The organism is Serratia sp. FS14, from assembly GCF_000695995.1.
GTDB classification, from domain to species: Bacteria; Pseudomonadota; Gammaproteobacteria; order Enterobacterales; family Enterobacteriaceae; genus Serratia; species Serratia nematodiphila.
Genome location: NZ_CP005927.1, coordinates 3,419,964 through 3,436,472, shown reverse-complemented (window position 1 = coordinate 3,436,472; position 16,509 = coordinate 3,419,964). Strand labels below are relative to the sequence as shown.

General features: G+C 61.8%; 16 protein-coding genes and 1 pseudogene. 6 read left to right on the top strand and 11 right to left on the bottom strand.

From position 1 onward, the window contains the following. Complete coding sequence (gene ycjG / locus L085_RS15610; RefSeq protein WP_044031140.1) at window positions 1–975, bottom strand: L-Ala-D/L-Glu epimerase; 975 nt, start codon at window positions 973–975, stop codon at window positions 1–3. Between the two features lie 225 nt (window positions 976–1,200). Here ycjG and tpx point away from each other — a divergent pair, with 225 nt between their 5' ends. Next, window positions 1,201–1,704, top strand: coding sequence for a thiol peroxidase (gene tpx / locus L085_RS15605; RefSeq protein WP_004930536.1), 504 nt, complete (start codon window positions 1,201–1,203; stop codon window positions 1,702–1,704). Window positions 1,705–1,761: 57 nt separating this feature from the next. On the opposite strand, the gene tyrR is transcribed toward tpx, so the two are convergent. From tyrR to pspA, 7 genes are all read right to left on the bottom strand, one after another. Then, the gene (gene tyrR / locus L085_RS15600) at window positions 1,762–3,333 is read right to left on the bottom strand and encodes a transcriptional regulator TyrR (protein WP_015378008.1); all 1,572 of its coding nucleotides are present in this window, start codon (window positions 3,331–3,333) and stop codon (window positions 1,762–1,764) included. Window positions 3,334–3,646: 313 nt separating this feature from the next. Continuing rightward, window positions 3,647–4,708, bottom strand: coding sequence for a YcjF family protein (locus tag L085_RS15595; protein ID WP_015378009.1), 1,062 nt, complete (start codon window positions 4,706–4,708; stop codon window positions 3,647–3,649). Then, window positions 4,705–6,102: a YcjX family protein gene (locus L085_RS15590; protein ID WP_044031139.1), complete on the bottom strand. Its 1,398-nt coding sequence runs from the start codon at window positions 6,100–6,102 to the stop codon at window positions 4,705–4,707. Before L085_RS15590 ends, L085_RS15595 begins: the two co-directional genes overlap by 4 nt. Beyond that, window positions 6,083–6,349 carry a phage shock protein PspD gene (pspD, locus tag L085_RS15585; RefSeq protein ID WP_031299672.1) on the bottom strand — a complete coding sequence of 89 codons (267 nt, stop codon included), beginning with the start codon at window positions 6,347–6,349 and terminating at the stop codon, window positions 6,083–6,085. The genes L085_RS15590 and pspD overlap by 20 nt, the downstream gene beginning before the upstream one ends. Before the next feature lie 94 nt (window positions 6,350–6,443). After that, entirely contained in the window at window positions 6,444–6,803 is a 360-nt protein-coding gene (gene pspC, locus L085_RS15580; protein WP_015378011.1) for an envelope stress response membrane protein PspC, read from the bottom strand. After that, window positions 6,803–7,030: an envelope stress response membrane protein PspB gene (gene pspB, locus L085_RS15575; RefSeq protein WP_004930553.1), complete on the bottom strand. Its 228-nt coding sequence runs from the start codon at window positions 7,028–7,030 to the stop codon at window positions 6,803–6,805. The genes pspC and pspB overlap by 1 nt, the downstream gene beginning before the upstream one ends. Before the next feature lie 63 nt (window positions 7,031–7,093). Further along, a complete protein-coding gene (gene pspA, locus L085_RS15570) occupies window positions 7,094–7,759 on the bottom strand; it encodes a phage shock protein PspA (protein ID WP_004930555.1) in 666 nt (221 codons plus the stop codon). Between the two features lie 184 nt (window positions 7,760–7,943). On the opposite strand from pspA, the gene pspF reads away from it, so the two are divergent. Continuing rightward, on the top strand, window positions 7,944–8,951 hold the full coding sequence (pspF, locus tag L085_RS15565) for a phage shock protein operon transcriptional activator (RefSeq protein ID WP_044031138.1): 1,008 nt from the start codon (window positions 7,944–7,946) through the stop codon (window positions 8,949–8,951). A gap of 193 nt (window positions 8,952–9,144) precedes the next feature. Here the strand turns inward: pspF and zigA are convergent, their stop codons facing one another. From zigA to folE2, 3 genes and pseudogenes are all read right to left on the bottom strand, one after another. Then, window positions 9,145–10,332, bottom strand: a complete 1,188-nt coding sequence (gene zigA, locus L085_RS15560; RefSeq protein WP_044031137.1) for a zinc metallochaperone GTPase ZigA — start codon at window positions 10,330–10,332, stop codon at window positions 9,145–9,147. 10 nt (window positions 10,333–10,342) lie between these two features. Then, window positions 10,343–10,907, bottom strand: a pseudogene (locus tag L085_RS15555) (carbonate dehydratase). Continuing rightward, a complete protein-coding gene (gene folE2 / locus L085_RS15550) occupies window positions 10,897–11,823 on the bottom strand; it encodes a GTP cyclohydrolase FolE2 (protein WP_044031136.1) in 927 nt (308 codons plus the stop codon). The pseudogene L085_RS15555 and the gene folE2 overlap by 11 nt, the downstream one beginning before the upstream one ends. A gap of 204 nt (window positions 11,824–12,027) precedes the next feature. On the opposite strand from folE2, the gene sapA reads away from it, so the two are divergent. The 4 genes from sapA to sapD are packed head-to-tail and all read left to right on the top strand — an operon-like array spanning window position 12,028 to window position 16,508. Further along, the gene (gene sapA, locus L085_RS15545) at window positions 12,028–13,677 is read left to right on the top strand and encodes an ABC transporter substrate-binding protein SapA (RefSeq protein WP_044031135.1); all 1,650 of its coding nucleotides are present in this window, start codon (window positions 12,028–12,030) and stop codon (window positions 13,675–13,677) included. Next, window positions 13,674–14,639, top strand: a complete 966-nt coding sequence (gene sapB / locus L085_RS15540) for a putrescine export ABC transporter permease SapB (RefSeq protein ID WP_004930575.1) — start codon at window positions 13,674–13,676, stop codon at window positions 14,637–14,639. Before sapA ends, sapB begins: the two co-directional genes overlap by 4 nt. Beyond that, the gene (gene sapC / locus L085_RS15535) at window positions 14,626–15,516 is read left to right on the top strand and encodes a putrescine export ABC transporter permease SapC (protein WP_004930580.1); all 891 of its coding nucleotides are present in this window, start codon (window positions 14,626–14,628) and stop codon (window positions 15,514–15,516) included. The genes sapB and sapC overlap by 14 nt, the downstream gene beginning before the upstream one ends. Then, entirely contained in the window at window positions 15,516–16,508 is a 993-nt protein-coding gene (sapD, locus tag L085_RS15530) for a putrescine export ABC transporter ATP-binding protein SapD (protein ID WP_004930587.1), read from the top strand. The genes sapC and sapD overlap by 1 nt, the downstream gene beginning before the upstream one ends. Window position 16,509: the final 1 nt, after the last annotated feature.

Sequence of the window (16,509 nt, the reverse complement as noted above, 5' to 3'; positions counted from 1 at the left end):
CTACGGGGCGATATCGACGATCGCCCCGCATTCGAACGCCAGGCCCGGTTCAGCGTCTCGCGCCAGCCAGGTCGGGCCGTCCAGATCGACGAAGCGCGCCGCCGGCGCCAGCGGCAAGGCGGCGGATATCGCCCGCGACGTGCACAACATGCAGCCGAGCATGATGGCGAACCCTTGTTCGCGCGCGGCCTGCGCCAGCGCCAACGCCTCGGTCAAGCCGCCGGTTTTGTCCAGTTTGATGTTGACCATCTGATAGCGTTGCGCCAGCCGCGGCAGATCGGCCCGGGTGTGGCAGCTCTCATCGGCGCAGATCGGCAGCGGATGGATAAAGTGCTCCAGCGCGGCGTCGTCACCGGCCGGCAGCGGCTGCTCCAGCATCGCCACGCCAAGATCGGCCAGCAGCTGGCAGCGCGCCGCCAGCCCTTCCGCCTGCCAGGATTCATTGGCGTCGACGATCAGCGTCGCCTGCGGCACGGCGGCGCGGATCGCCACCAGCCGCTCGCTGATATAGTGATCGTCGAGTTTGATCTTCAGCAGCGTGGCGCCCTGCCGCTCCAGCTCACGCGCGGCGAAGGCCATCGCTTCCGGCGTGCCGATGCTCACGGTCTGCGCCATGCGGATCTGCGCCGGCGCCGTCACGCCGCTGCGCTGCCACAGGCTTTTCCCGTGCAGACGACACTCCAGATCCCACAGCGCCGAGTCCAACGCGTTGCGGGCCGCGCCCGCCGGCATCTGCGTCAGCAGCTGCTCGCGGGTGATGCCCTGCGCGATCGCCGGCGCCATCTCAGCCAGCTGCGCCATCACCGATTCCTCGCTCTCGCCATAGCGCGGATACGGCGTGCATTCGCCGACGCCGCGCATGCCCTGCTGTTCGATTTCGACCACCACCACCCGGGCTTCGGTGCGGCTGCCGCGCGCGATCACGAAGGCGGTGTGCAGCGGCCAGGCTTCCGGGTAAAAACGCATGTCTCTCATAACGGCTCCTGAGCGAAAACTGCGCATCCAGGCAGGCTGATGCGCCGGTGATGTTTTATAGAACAGCCTAATATATACAACTATTTAGCAAACTTTGATATCCAATCCGCCCCGCTTGTCATAAACTGGCGCCAGGGTGTGAACCTGATGTTAACAGCCGTCGCCGGCGCGCCGTTCCATCAGGTTCATACCCTTTGTATAAACACCTGTAAAAGGAATCTAGCAATGACTCAGACAGTACATTTTCAAGGCAATCCGGTCAGCGTAGCGGGCAAACTGCCACAGCAGGGCGAACAGGCCAAGGCCTTCTCGCTGGTTGCCAAAGACCTGTCAGACGTAGCGCTGAGCAGCTTCGCGGGTAAACGCAAAGTCCTGAACATCTTCCCAAGCATCGATACCGGCGTCTGCGCGACGTCGGTGCGTAAATTCAACCAGTTGGCCAGCGGCCTGGATAACACCGTGGTGCTGTGCATCTCCGCCGATCTGCCGTTCGCGCAGTCGCGTTTCTGCGGCGCGGAAGGCCTGAGCAACGTGGTTACCCTGTCTACCCTGCGCGGCGCCGAGTTCAAGCAGGCGTACGGCGTTGAAATCGCCGAAGGTCCATTGGCAGGCCTGACCGCGCGTGCGGTCGTGGTGCTGGATGGCCAGGACAACGTGCTGTACAGCGAGCTGGTGAACGAAATCACCACCGAGCCGGATTACGACGCGGCGCTGGCAGCGCTGAAATAACAAAGCCGGCGTTCGCCGGCTTTGGAAACACGCTAAAGGCGCCGCAAGGCGCCTTTCTTATTCTTCGCCCTCGGCGCCGCCTTTACGGCTGCTCAGGCCATACTCGCGCAGCTTGTTGGCGATGGCGGTATGGGAAACGCCCAGGCGCTTCGCCAGCTTGCGGGTGCTGGGATAGGTGCGATACAGGCGCGTCAGCACCGAGCGCTCGAAACGCTTGCTGATGTCGTCCAGCGAGCCGTCCAGCACCTCGTCGCCCAACGACATTTCCACCTCGAACTCCGGCAACACGATATCCTGCGGCCGCAGTTCGTAGCCTTCGGTTTGCGTCAGCGCGCGGTAGATGGCGTTTTTCAGCTGGCGCACGTTGCCCGGCCAGCCGTATTTGCTGAGAAAGCCGCCCAGATCGTTCGCCAGCTTAGGCCGCGCCACGCCCTGCTCATCGGCGAAGCGCGCCACGAACAGTTCGGTCAGCGGCATGATGTCCTGCGGACGTTCGCGCAGCGGCGGGATGGTGATGGTCAGCACGTTGAGGCGATAATAGAGGTCTTCGCGGAATTCGCCGCGCTGCACCAGCTCGGTGAGGTTTTTCTGGGTGGCGCAGATCACGCGCACGTCGACGTGCACCTCATGCTCCTCGCCGACGCGGCGGAAGGTGCCGTCGTTGAGGAAACGCAGCAGTTTGGTCTGCATGCGCGGCGACATTTCGCCGATCTCGTCCAGCAGCACCGAACCGCCGTTGGCCTGCTCGAAGAAGCCTTTCTTGCCTTCCAGCGCGTTGGGATAAGCGCCCGGCGCATGGCCGAACAGCTCGCTCTCCACCACGTCATCCGGCAGCGCGGCGCAGTTCAGCGCCAGGAACGGCTGCTTGCCGCGCGGGCTGCGCAGGTGGCAAGCGCGGGCCAGAATATCCTTGCCGGTGCCGGTATCGCCCACGATCAGCAGCGGCGCATCGAGCATCGCCAGCTTGCGCGCCTGCTCCAGCACGTGACGCATCTTGGCGCTCACCGCGACGATGTGGTCGAATTCGGTATCGTCGTTCACCGACAGATTTTGCAGTTGGCGGCCCATGCGCGCGGTGGACTTCAACATCACCACCGCGCCAACCGCGGCCGGCTGTTGCTGTTCGTCCTCCAGATAGATAGGCGTAATGTCCATCAGGAAGTCCTGGCTGCGGATCACCACCCGTTCTGAGTGCGGCGCCGTATGCTCGCTCTCCAGCCAGCGGCTGAAGTTATAGCCGCCGATCAGCGCCCCGGCGGTCTGGTTGCGGATCTTGTCTTCGCTCAGGCTGAACAGCGCCAGCGCCGCCGGGTTGGCCAGCTCGACCTTGCCCTTCATATCGATAGAGAACACCGGCTCCGGCATCGACTCCAGCAGCGCACGCAGCGCGCGATGCTCGCGTTCGGAAGGCATAAAGCTGACGGTGCGCACGTCGGTTACGCCGGCGATGCGGCGGATCTCCGCCATCAACGCGCGGAAAGTATCGAAGTCCAGCTGGGAGAAATTGAGGTAAATGCGGCCGATGGGATCGATCTCGATGCCACGTAAGTCAATGCTGCGCGATACCAAAAGATCGAGTAATTCTCGAGTGAGACCGAGGCGGTCTTCGCAAAATACTTCCAAACGCATCAGTGTTGGCCTTATCTCTGCAAGTGCGGGGATCGTTAGCGATGATGATACTCCCTCGCACCGGGCGGTAGAAGCGATCTGTCAGCAAAAGTTGACAGAACTCTGATTTATTGCCGTGGTTGCTGATTTTAAACGCAAGTGAATAACAGCATCGGCGTCATTTTAGCCTGCAAACAGAGAGTTATCACAATCATAATTAATTTTTCAGAGATTTATCACGCAATCACAGGGGGATCGACTGTCGTCAAGTCTCGATTACGTCCGGCGTCGGCACCGCTCAGAAAACGGCGCTCCTGAGAGCGCCGTCGTGGGGTTATTTGGCCTTGCCGTCGCCCTTTTTCAGCGTATCTTTCAACTGGCCGATCAGCTGGCTGCGGAAATCGCCAAGCTTCGGTTTTTCCCCTTCCAGCCACGGCAGCGGGCGGCACAGTTCCATCGCCTTGATGCCCAGCCGCGCGGTCAACAGCCCGGCGCCAATGCCCTGCGCCGCGCGCGCCGACAGCCGCGCCGCCAGATCCTGCGACATCCAGTCCATGCCCACTTCGCGCACCAGCTCGGAAGCGCCGGCGAAGGCGATATTGAGCAGCACCAGCCGAAACAGACGAATGCGGCTGAAGTAACCCAGTTCGATGCCGTACAGCGCGGCGATGCGGTTAATCAAACGGATGTTGCGCCAGGCGATAAACGCCATATCCACCAGCGCCAACGGGCTGACGGCAATCATCAGCGTCGATTCGGCGGCGGAGCGGCTGATTTCGCGCCGCGCCTGATTGTCGAGCACCGGCTGCACCAGTTTGGCGTACAGCTCCACCACTTCACGATCGTTTTGCGTTTCATGCAGCGAGGCCTGCCAGCGCTGCAGCGCCGGATGCCCCTGATCCAGCCCGGCCTGGCGCGCCAACTTCTCGCAGAATTCGCGCCCTTGCCCCAGCCCGTGGCTGTGCAACAGCTCGCGCGCCACGTCGCGCTCTTCCGCGCGCTGGCGCAGCCGATACAAACGCCGCCACTCGGTGACCACCGAACCGACGCCGGCAAACACGATCAGGCCGCCGGCCACGCCGCCGCCCATGGCGATCCAGTCCTGCTGCACCCAGGCGGTATGCACCCACTGCACGCCCTGCGCCACCACGCTGACGCCGAACAGCGCCAGCCCGGCGGTCACCATTTTGCGCCACAGGCTGCGTTTAGGTTTCAGCGCGGCGTTAATGATGCCTTCGGCGCGCCCTTCCTCCTCTTCCTGCTGCAGCTCCGGCGCCGCCGGAAAGAAGCTTTCCGCCTGCTCGGCGTCGAAAGCGACGCCGGCGCGCAACGCCGGTTCCTGCGGCGGTTGCAGCGGCTCGTCAAAGTCGATACGCGGTTTGATCGGCTCGCTCATCGCAATTTGTCTCCCAGTAAAAATTCCATCACCGCATCCAGACGGATATGCGGCAACGGGGTGTCCACGCTCATGGCGCGCGGGCGAAATTCATCGAAGTGGAACCCCTGGCTCTGCCAGAACGCCGGCCCCGGCAGGCGGGCGGGCACTTCGCCGGGGAACACCGTCAGCGGCGCGCCGTCGCTGAGGCGGTTGCCCTTCAGCGCCGGGATACGCTGCCCCTGATGATCGACGATGCCGCTCTCGGTCGCCTGCACCGAGGCCAGGCCGACGCAATCCATGCTGATGCCTTCGAACGCCGCATTCTGCCACGCCTCTTGCACCAGCTGTTGCAGCAAGGACACCAGATTGGCGTGCTGATCGGCGGTGATATGGTCCGCTTTGGTGGCGGCGAACATCAGTTTGTCGATGGTCGGCGAGAACAAGCGGCGAAACAGCGTGCGCTTGCCGTAATGGAAGCTCTGCATCAGTTGGGTCAACGCCAGACGCATGTCGTTGAACGCCTGCGGGCCGCTGTTGAGCGGCTGCAGGCAGTCGACCAGCACGATTTGCCGATCGAAACGGACGAAATGCTCTTTGTAGAAGTTCTTGACGATCGACTGGCAGTAGTAATTGAAGCGAGCGCGCAACATGCCGATGTTGGTATGCTTGTCGGCCTGCGCCAGCTTCGACTCGCCGCTCGCGGCCACGTCAGGCCACGGGAAAAACTGCAGCGCCGGCGCACCGGCCATGTCGCCCGGCAGCACGAAACGCCCCGGCTGAATGAAGTGCAGCCCTTCACTTTTGCAGCGCAGCAGATAATCGGTGTAGGCCTGGGCGATCGCCGCCAGGCGGTTTTCGTCGGCCGGCGCCAGCGGATCGCAGATTTTGCACAGCTCAAGCCAGGGCTTGGCCCATTCGGCGCGTTCGCCCTGCAGCAGCCCGGTCATCTGGCGCGACCAGGCCAGGTAATCCTGTTCGAGCATCGGCAGATCCAGCAACCATTCGCCGGGATAATCGACGATCTCCAGATACAGCGTGGAGGTGTCTTTAAAGTGGCGCAGCAGCGAGTCGTTGGAGCGGTAGCGCAACGCCAGACGAATTTCGCTGACGCCGCGCGTCGGCGTCGGCCAGGCCGGCGGCGTGCCGTACAGCTGCGCCAGCCCTTCGTCATAGGTGAAACGCTGGATGCCGAGATCGCGCTGCGGGATGCGTTTAACGCCCAGCAGGCGTTCTTCGCGCACCGGTGAAAACAACGGCATGCGCGCGCCGCTGTGCACATGCAGCAGTTGGTTAACGAAAGCGGTGATAAAGGCGGTTTTGCCGCTGCGGCTCAGGCCGGTCACCGCCAGGCGCAGATGGCGATCCATTCCGCGGTTGACCAGCGAGGTTAACTCATTTTGCAGTCGTTTCATTGCTCTCCTTGACGTAACGCCCGAAAGCCTTGTTCAGGCCTTTACGGAACAGCGGTTCCAGCACCAGCGCCAGCACGAAGCGCACCGGTTTGCGGCCGACGGTTTTCAACAGCCAGCCGGCAGCGCCCGCCGGGCCATAGTTCAATAACGCTATGATGATGACTTTAGCCAATGTCTTCAACATTGCCGCCGCTCCTCGTTTAAATCCACCCGTTCTGGCGGTGTTCGCGACATCGATTTTATTCATGACAATGCCCTCCGGCACAAGACGATTAAGGTTATTCACGGGATAACGGCGGCGAAGATGCCCGGCCTGCACAGGCCGGGTCTCGCAAGAAGGGTTACAGCTTGCGGAAACGGCTCTGTACGCCGAAGGTGTCGGACGTCACGTAACGCTCGACCTGACGCAGCTGCTGCTCGCCGCTGCCCAGCTCATATTCCAGTTGATCGAGCAGCTGGCGCGGCGTCTTCTGATGCTCGCCTTCGAAGCGGCTGGCCGGCGCCTCGTCCAACACGAACACCAGCGCGATATAGGCCACCAGCGTGAAGAAGAACAGCCCAAAGAACAGCGACAGCACCACCATCACGCGGATCAGGCGCACCGGCACGTCGAAATAGTGGGCCAAACCGGCGCAGACGCCTTTCACCATGCCTTCTTCGGGTACGCGATAAAGCTTTTTACTGCCCAGCGTATTACTCATCAGGACTGTCTCCAGTTCGGGTGTTCCGCATCAAGGATCTCTTCCAGCGCCTGAATGCGTTCACGCATGCGTTTGGCGTCTTCCGCCAGCTGCGCCAGGCGCTGCATTTCTTGCTGACTCAGCTGGATGCCTGTCTGTTGCCGATTGCTGTAATGCAGCCAAAGCCAAATCGGCGCGACAAACAGCACGAAAATTGTCAGCGGAATGGCAAGTAATAAAGCACTCATTGTTATTCCTTCTTATCGGGTCCTGGATTGGCGGCCACCTTCGGTGTGTGGCCGCGGTTCGCCTTACTCTGAGCGGTTCATCTTGGCTTTCAGCGCCGCCAGCTGCTCACTGATGGCGTCGTCGGCTTTCAGCTCGGCAAACTCCTGGTCCAGCGACTTCTTTTTACCGATGCTGATGCTTTCCGCTTCGGCTTCCATGTGGTCGATGCGGCGTTCGAACTGTTCGAAACGCGCCATCGCCTCGTCCAGCTTACCGCTGTCGAGCTGGCGACGTACTTCACGGGAAGAAGACGCGGCCTGATGACGCAGCGCCAGCGCCTGCTGCCGCGCGCGGGTTTCGGTCAGCTTGTTTTCCAGCTCGCCGATTTCGCTCTTCATGCGCGCCAGCGTTTCTTCTACGGTCGCCACTTCCTGCGTCAGCGTGGCGATCAGGTCGGCAACCTTTTGTTTTTCGATCAGCGCCGCGCGGGCCAAGTCTTCTTTATCTTTGCGCAGCGCCAGTTCGGCTTTTTCCTGCCAGTCGCTTACCTGGCTTTCGCCCTGCTCGATGCGACGCAGCAACTGCTTTTTCTCCGCCAGCGCGCGCGCCGACGTAGAACGGACTTCAACCAGCGTGTCTTCCATCTCTTGGATCATCAACCGCACCAGCTTCTGCGGATCTTCCGCCTTGTCCAGCAGGGTGTTGATGTTGGCGTTCACGATGTCGGCAAAACGAGAAAAAATACCCATAATTCACTTCCTCTTGGTTCTGATGGCGTCTGAAGCGCCGCGTTAAGTCGTACAGCTTGCCCAAAGAGATAATCAAAACCCGTGCCAACTTTTATACCATTGAAAAACAACAACTCTTTATTTTTGACTCTCTGTGCGCTTGCTGTAGAGTGATTATTTTCACCAAACATTGGCGAATTTCATCATGAACGAACAGCCAGAAAATTTGTTGGGCGAAGCAAACGCCTTTGTCGAAGTATTGGAGCAAGTCTCCCAGGTGGCAAAGCTGAACAAACCGGTGCTGGTGATCGGCGAACGCGGCACCGGCAAAGAGCTGATCGCCCATCGTCTGCACTACCTCTCCAACCGTTGGCAAGGGCCGTTCATCTCGCTCAACTGTGCGGCGCTGAATGAAAACCTGCTGGACTCCGAGCTGTTCGGCCACGAGGCCGGCGCCTTTACCGGCGCGCAGAAACGTCATCTGGGCCGCTTCGAGCGTGCCGACGGCGGCACGCTGTTCCTCGATGAGCTGGCGACCGCGCCGATGCTGGTGCAGGAGAAATTGCTGCGGGTGATCGAATACGGTCAGCTGGAACGCGTGGGCGGCAGCCAGCCGCTGCGGGTGGATGTGCGGTTGGTGTGCGCCACCAACGACGATCTGCCGGCGCTGGCGGCGGCGGGCAAGTTTCGCGCCGATCTGCTGGATCGGCTGGCGTTCGACGTGGTGCAGCTGCCGCCGCTGCGCCAACGCCGGCCCGATATCATGTTGCTGGCCGAGCACTTCGCCATTCAAATGTGCCGCGAGCTGGGGCTGCCGCTGTTTCCCGGCTTTACCGAACGCGCCAGGCAGACGTTGCTCGAGTATGGCTGGCCAGGCAACGTGCGTGAACTGAAAAACGTGGTGGAACGTTCGGTCTATCGTCACGGCGACAGCGACAACCCGCTGGATGAGATCGTCATCAACCCGTTTGCACCACGCGAGGCCACGCCGCTTGCGCCCGCCCCTGAAGGCGTCGGCGTGTTGCCGTCGCTGCCGCTCGAGCTGAAAAACTGGCAGTTGGAGCAAGAGAAGGCGCTGATCGAGGCGGCGCTGCAGCAAGGGCGATTCAACCAGCGCAAGGCGGCGCAGTTGCTGGGGCTCACCTACCATCAGCTACGCGGTATGCTGAAAAAGCATGCGCTGCTGCAAAACGGCGAAACGGACGAGGAATAGCGGGCAAAAAAAAAGCCAGCACCCGAGCTGGCTTAAAAAACACTGGAAGCAATGTGAGCAATGTCGTGCCTTCCACATCAGAGCCGCAAACTGTGGCCTTCCGTGAACTGCCAGGCGATGATAATAGTTATCAGTATCGTCTGTAAAGCACTTTGTTGAGAATTTTTCTCATTACCACACGAAGATTGCGCAATTACCACTCAGGGAACGGGTCTGCCATCTCCAGCCAATAGTCCACGCCGGCGGCCATTTCGTCGTCGTTCAGCAGGCAGTCGTCCAGCAGACGCACGATCGCCGCCTGTTGCAAGTGCTGGCCGATAAACACCAGCTCCTGGCGCATGTCGCCGAACGGCTCCACCCATTTCTCCTGAATATGCGCCCGCGTTTGCGGATCCTGCGGCCAATTATCTTGCGGGATCGCGCGCCAAAAGGTGCCCGCCAGGCCGTAATGGGCGATGCCGCCGGCCTGGCTCCACTGCCCGGCCTGCCGCGGCCGCGTCGCCAGCCAGAAGAAGCCTTTCGAGCGCAGCAGCTTGCCGCCGCCCCAATCGCCGTTGATCACGCGGTAGAACTTGTCCGGCGCAAACGGCCGCCGCGCCTGATAGACAAAGCTGCTGATGCCGTAGCTTTCCGTTTCCGGCACGTGTTCCCCGCGCAGCTCTTTCAGCCAGCCGGGCGCCTGCTGCGCCTTTTCAAAGCTGAAGCTGCCGGTATTCAGCACCGCCTCCAGCGGCAGTTTGCCCGGCGCGATCGGCACAATGCGGGCGTCGGGATTCAGGCTGGCCAGCAGCGCCATCACTTCGCCCTGCTGCGTTGGCGTCAACAGATCGGTCTTGCTGACCAGGATCACGTCGCAAAATTCAATTTGCTCAATCAACAGGTCCGCCACGCTGCGCAGATCGTCCTCGCCCAGGCTTTGGCCGGCCTCCTGCAGGCTTTGCGCCTGCTGGTATTGCTGAATGAAATTCACCCCGTCGACCACCGTCACCAGCGTATCCAGCCGGGCGAATTGGGACAGGCTTTCGCCCGTTTCATCCTCAAAGGTAAAGGTTTCCGCCACCGGCAGCGGCTCCGAGATGCCGCTCGATTCGATCAACAGGTAATCGAAACGCCCGTCCTGCGCCAGTTCGCGCACCGATACCAGCAGGTCTTCGCGCAGCGTGCAGCAGATGCACCCGTTGCTCATCTCCACCAGCTTCTCTTCCTGGCGATCGAGATGCACTTCATTCTCCACCAGCGCGGCGTCAATGTTCACTTCGCTCATGTCGTTGACAATCACCGCCACGCGCATGCCCTGCCGGTTGTTCAGGATATGGTTCAGCACCGTGGTCTTGCCGGCGCCGAGAAAGCCGGAAAGCACGGTCACGGGAAGTTGTTTCATGGGGACCTCATTAAAATTCATTGCGTAATGCCTGGTAACCGCGCACCAGTTCGACGTTGGTGGCGGCCACTTCTTCCGAAAACTGCAGCGCGCCGCGATCGACCTGGCGATAGCGCGACAGATCGCTGTCGGTGCCCACGCGTTCGGTCGAGGGGGGGGATATAGCGGTTTTCCGGCAGCGTCACGCCGTCCACCACCGCGTTGTAGCGCACCACGCAGCCGGACTGAACGTGGCAGTTGAACAGCACGCTGTTGAAACCGATAAACACCCTATCGCCGATGCGACACGGGCCGTGTACGATGGCGCGGTGGGCGATCGAGCTGTAACGGCCGATGGTGACCGCCGCCCCGCTCTTGGAGTGGATCACCACGCCGTCCTGAATATTGGAGTGCGAGCCGATGACGATCGGCTCCATGTCGCCGGCGGCGTTCAACTCGTCGGCGCGGATCACCGCATACGGGCCGACGTAAACGAAATCTTCAACGATCACCCGGCCGCAAATAATGGCGGTGGGATCGATGTAGGCCAGCGGCGAGACCTGCGGCAGATGGCCGCTGGGATTTTTACGCAGCATGGTGTTCTCCCCGCCAGCTCAGCTCCGCCACCGCATTGTGGGCATGCAGGCTCTCCTGATGTTCGACGCGCAGCGAGAAGGCGCGGTAGTCGCACTGGCTGCGCAGCATGCGATACAGGCGCCGCGCCGCGTCCTCGCAGAACATCAGGTTCTGACCGTTAGCCAGCGCGAAGGCCTGCTCGTCGCGGCGTTTCACCAGCGTTTGCACCGGCGTGCCCAGCGCATGTTCGATGCGGTCAATCAGTTTCACCGGCTCAAACGCCCGTTCATTCTCGGGCGTTACGGTGATCCAGGCCCAGCTGCGCTGGCTGTGGGGCGTGGCCGGCATGCCCTGCTCCAACAGCCACTCGCTCACCTGCCGCTGGCTGACCCGCTCCGCCTCCTGTTCAAAATCAAACTGGAACTGTTGCTGCGCCAGCTGGCGGCTGAGCGCCGCTGAACTCGGGCAGGTGGAGGAATAAGGCACGCCGACGGTCAGCGCCAGCGTCAGCGTGTCCGTCAGGGTGGCCTCGATGCGCAGCGGATAGGCTTTCCAGCCGCGCTGCGGCGACAGCAGCGCCGGGCGCGACAGCAACAGCTCGCCGCTGAGCGTCAGGCTGGCGCGATCGCTGTGTTCCGGCTGCGAAGCCAAAAAGGCCTGCAACGTCCGACCGATGCGCTGTGGCGTCAGCTCTCCCTGCGTCAACTCGTCCAGCGCCAGATACAGCCGCGACATGTGAATGCCGCGTTTCCCCGCCGCTTCGGCGCGCAGGTTGATACCGGCGTCGACCTTCGCCATCAATGGCTTGCCGGCCAGCTCCAGCGGCAGCGCGATCCCTTGCATCCCGACCCAATCGAGCCCGACATCACTCATTTCGCCGCGCCATGCCTGAGCGTCCGGCAGCGAACGGCGTGGTGGAAGTGCAACTTCGTTCATACATCCCCTTGCGTTATGGTGACTTTGCCGGGGAACGGTAACATGATTTTGTTATATTATAACATAACATGAAAAACTTTTTTCTTGCCGCTGAACGGGCTGATTAATCAAGTCGCAGAAAACTCAGCGATTTTGCTCAATGGATTGGGCTGCTGGTCAGAGTGCGATACACTAACGCTATTGCTGATTAACCCATGAGCCTCTATGCGTGGTTTACCCTTTTGGATACTGTCGTTGTGCCTGACGGGCTCTGCCCTGGCCGCGACAACACCGCCCGCGCCCACCGCGGCGCCGCTGCCGGACATTCGCCAAAGCGGCTTTGTTTATTGCGTCAGCGGCATACTGAATACCTTCAACCCGCAAATGGCCAGCAGCGGCCTGACGGTGGATACCCTGGCCGCCCAGCTGTACGATCGCCTGCTGGACGTCGATCCCTACACCTATCGCCTGATCCCCGAGCTGGCGCAAAGCTGGGAAGTGCTGGATAACGGCGCCACCTACCGCTTCCATTTGCGCAAGGACGTGCCGTTCCAGACCACCGCCTGGTTCACGCCCACCCGCAAGATGAACGCCGACGACGTGGTGTTCAGCTTTGCGCGCGTATTCGATCAGAAACACCCGTATCACGACGTGAACGGCGGCGAATACCCCTATTTCGACAGCCTGCAGTTCGGTGATTCGGTGCAGAGCGTGAGAAAGCTCGACGACTACACGGTGGAGATTCGCCTGCAGTCGCCGGACGCCTCGTTCCTGTGGCACCTGGCCACCCACTACGCGCCGGTGTTGTCCGCCGAATACGCCGACACGCTGACGCGCGAAGGCCATCAGGAGCTGATCGATCGCGAGCCGGTCGGCAGCGGCCCGTTCCTGCTCAACGAATACCGCTCGGGGCAATATATTCGCCTGGCGCGCAACGCCACCTACTGGAAAGGCCTGCCGCGCATGCCGCAGGTGGTGATCGACCTGGGCGCCGGCGGCACCGGCCGCCTCTCCAAGCTGCTGACCGGCGAATGCGACGTGCTGGCCTATCCGGCGGCCAGCCAGCTGTCTATCCTGCGCGACGATCCACGCCTGCGCCTGACGCTGCGTCCGGGGATGAACATCGCCTATCTGGCGTTCAACACCCGTAAACCGCCGCTCGACAACCTCAATGTGCGCCAGGCGATCTCGCTGGCGATCAACAACCAGCGGTTGATGCAGTCGATCTATTACGGCACGGCGGAAACCGCCGCCTCGATCCTGCCGCGCGCCTCCTGGGCCTATGACAACGACGCGCACGTCACCGAGTACGATCCGGCCAAATCTCGCGAGATGCTGCGGCAGGCCGGCGTCAGCCAGCTGAACCTGAAGCTGTGGGTGCCGACCGCCTCGCAGTCTTACAACCCGAGCCCGCTGAAAACCGCCGAACTGATCCAGGCCGATCTCGGCCAGGTGGGCATCAACGTCACCATAGTGCCGGTGGAGGGCCGCTTCCAGGAAGCGCGCCTGATGGAGATGAACCACGATCTGACCCTGACCGGCTGGGCCACCGACAGCAACGATCCGGACAGCTTCTTCCGGCCGCTGCTGAGCTGCGCGGCAATCCGTTCGCAAACCAACTATGCTCACTGGTGTGATCCGGGCTTTGACGAAGTGCTGCAGAACGCGCTGCTGTCGCAGCAGCTGTCTCAGCGCATCGACAACTACCGCAAGGCGCAGAAAATCCTCGAGCAGCAACTGCCTGTGCTGCCGCTGGCGTCTTCCTTGCGCCTGCAGGCCTATCGTTACGACATCAAGGGATTGGTGCTGAGCCCGTTCGGCAACGCCTCGTTCGCCGGGGTGTACCGTGAATCCGCGCCGGAGGTGAAAAAGTGATTATCTTTACCCTGCGCCGCATTCTGCTGCTGCTGATCACGCTGTTCTTCCTGACGCTGGTCAGCTTCAGCCTGAGCTATTTCACGCCGCGCGCGCCGCTGAACGGCGCCGCCCTGCTGGACGCCTATCAGTTCTACTTCGTCAGCCTGCTGCACTGGGACTTCGGCGTCTCCAGCATCAACGGCCAGGCGATCAGCGAACAGCTGCGCGAAGTGTTCCCGGCCACCATGGAACTGTGCCTGCTGGCCTTCGCTCTGGCGCTGTTTATCGGCATTCCGCTGGGCATCATCGCCGGCGTGCTGCGCGGCAAGTGGCAGGACACCGCCATCAGCACCTTCGCGCTGCTGGGCTTTTCGATGCCGGTGTTCTGGCTGGCGCTGCTGCTGATGCTGTTCTTCTCGCTGCATCTCGGCTGGCTGCCGGTTTCCGGCCGTTTCGATCTGCTGTATCAGGTGAAACCCATCACCGGTTTTGCGCTGATCGACGCCTGGCTGTCGGACTCGCCGTATCGCGCCGAGATGATCGGCAGCGCCCTGCGCCACATGATCCTACCGATCGCCGCGCTGGCGGTGGCGCCCACCACCGAAGTGGTGCGGCTGATGCGCATCAGCACCGACGACGTGCTGAGCCAAAACTACATCAAGGCCGCCGCCACCCGCGGCCTGTCGCGCTTCACCATCATTCGTCGCCACGTGTTGCACAACGCGCTGCCGCCGATCGTGCCCAAACTGGGGCTGCAGTTCTCCACCATGCTCACGCTGGCGATGATCACCGAAGTGGTGTTCAGCTGGCCGGGCCTCGGCCGCTGGCTGATCAACGCCATTCGCCAACAGGACTATGCGGCGATCTCCGCCGGTGTGATGGTGGTCGGCACGCTGGTGATCACCATTAACGTTCTGGCCGACATTCTGGGTGCGGCAACCAACCCGCTGAAACATAAGGAATGGTATGCCCTTCGATAACGTATACCGCGAGAAAAAGATGCCGAGCCCGCTGCGCTACACCTGGCGGATTTTCTACGGCGACGCGCTGGCGATGATCGGTTTTTACGGCGTGATCGCCCTGCTGCTGCTGTCGCTGTTTGGCAGCCTGCTGGCGCCCTACGCGCTGGATCAGCAGTTCCTCGGCTATCAACTGCTGCCGCCGTCCTGGTCGCGCTACGGCAACGTGTCGTTCTTCCTCGGCACCGACGATCTCGGGCGCGACATCCTCAGCCGCCTGTTGACCGGCACAGCCGCCACCTTCGGTTCCGCGCTGGCGGTGACGCTGGCCGCGGCGTTCTGCGGCGTGATCCTCGGCGTGTTCGCCGGCGTAACCCACGGGCTGCGCTCGGCGGTGCTCAACCATATCCTCGATACCCTGCTGTCGATTCCGTCGCTGCTGCTGGCGATCGTGGTGGTGGCGTTTATCGGCCCCAAACTTGAACACGCCATGCTGGCGGTGTGGCTCGCCTTGTTGCCACGCATGGTGCGCACCATCTACAGCGCGGTGCACGACGAACTGGAGAAAGAGTACGTGGTGGCGGCCCGGCTTGACGGCGCTTCCACGCTGCAGATCCTGTGGTACGCGGTCATGCCGAACATCGCGGCGGTGCTGGTGACCGAGTTCACCCGCGCGCTGTCGATGGCTATTTTGGATATCGCCGCGCTCGGCTTCCTCGATCTCGGCGCGCAGTTGCCTTCGCCGGAATGGGGAGCAATGCTCGGCGATTCGCTCGAGCTGGTGTACGTCGCGCCCTGGACGGTGATGCTGCCCGGCGCGGCCATCCTCGTCAGCGTGCTGCTGGTTAACCTGTTAGGCGACGGTATGCGCCGCGCAATCAATGCCGGGGTGGAATAATGCCGTTACTCGATATCCGCAATTTGACGATTGAATTTATGACCGCCGAAGGGCCGGTCAAGGCGGTCGATCGCGTCAGCATGACGCTGACCGAGGGCGAAGTGCGCGGGCTGGTGGGCGAATCGGGCTCCGGCAAGAGCCTGATCGCCAAGGCCATCTGCGGCGTAACCAAAGACAACTGGCGCGTCACCGCCGATCGTTTCCGCTTCGACGACATCGATCTGCTGCAGCTGAGCCCGCGCGAGCGGCGCAGGCTGGTGGGCCACAACGTCTCAATGATCTTCCAGGAACCGCAGTCCTGTCTCGACCCTTCCGAGAGCATCGGCCGCCAGCTGGCGCAGGCCATCCCGGGCTGGACCTACAAGGGCCACTGGTGGCAGCGCTTCAACTGGCGCAAACGCCGCGCCATCGAGTTGCTGCACCGCGTCGGCATCAAGGATCACGACGACATCATGGGCAGCTTCCCCTACGAGTTGACGGAAGGCGAGTGCCAGAAAGTGATGATCGCCATCGCGCTGGCCAACCAACCGCGCCTGCTGATCGCCGATGAGCCGACCAACGCCATGGAACCGACCACGCAGGCGCAGATTTTCCGCCTGTTGGCGCGTCTCAACCAGAACAACAACACCACCATTCTGCTGATCAGTCACGACCTGCAGATGATGAGCAAGTGGGCCGACCGGGTGAACGTCTTGTACTGCGGGCAAACGGTGGAAAGCGCCCAGTGCGAAGAACTGCTGGCGGCGCCGCACCACCCTTACACCCAGGCGCTGATCCGCGCCATGCCGGACTTCGGCCGCTCGCTGCCGCACAAAAGCCGGTTGAATACGCTGCCGGGCGCCATTCCTTCGCTGGAACACCTGCCGATCGGCTGCCGCCTGGGGCCGCGCTGCCCTTACGCGCAGAAGAAGTGCATCGAAACGCCGCGCCTGCGCCCGGTCAAAAACCACTTCTTCGCCTGCCACTTCCCGCTGAACATGGAGGAGCAATAAC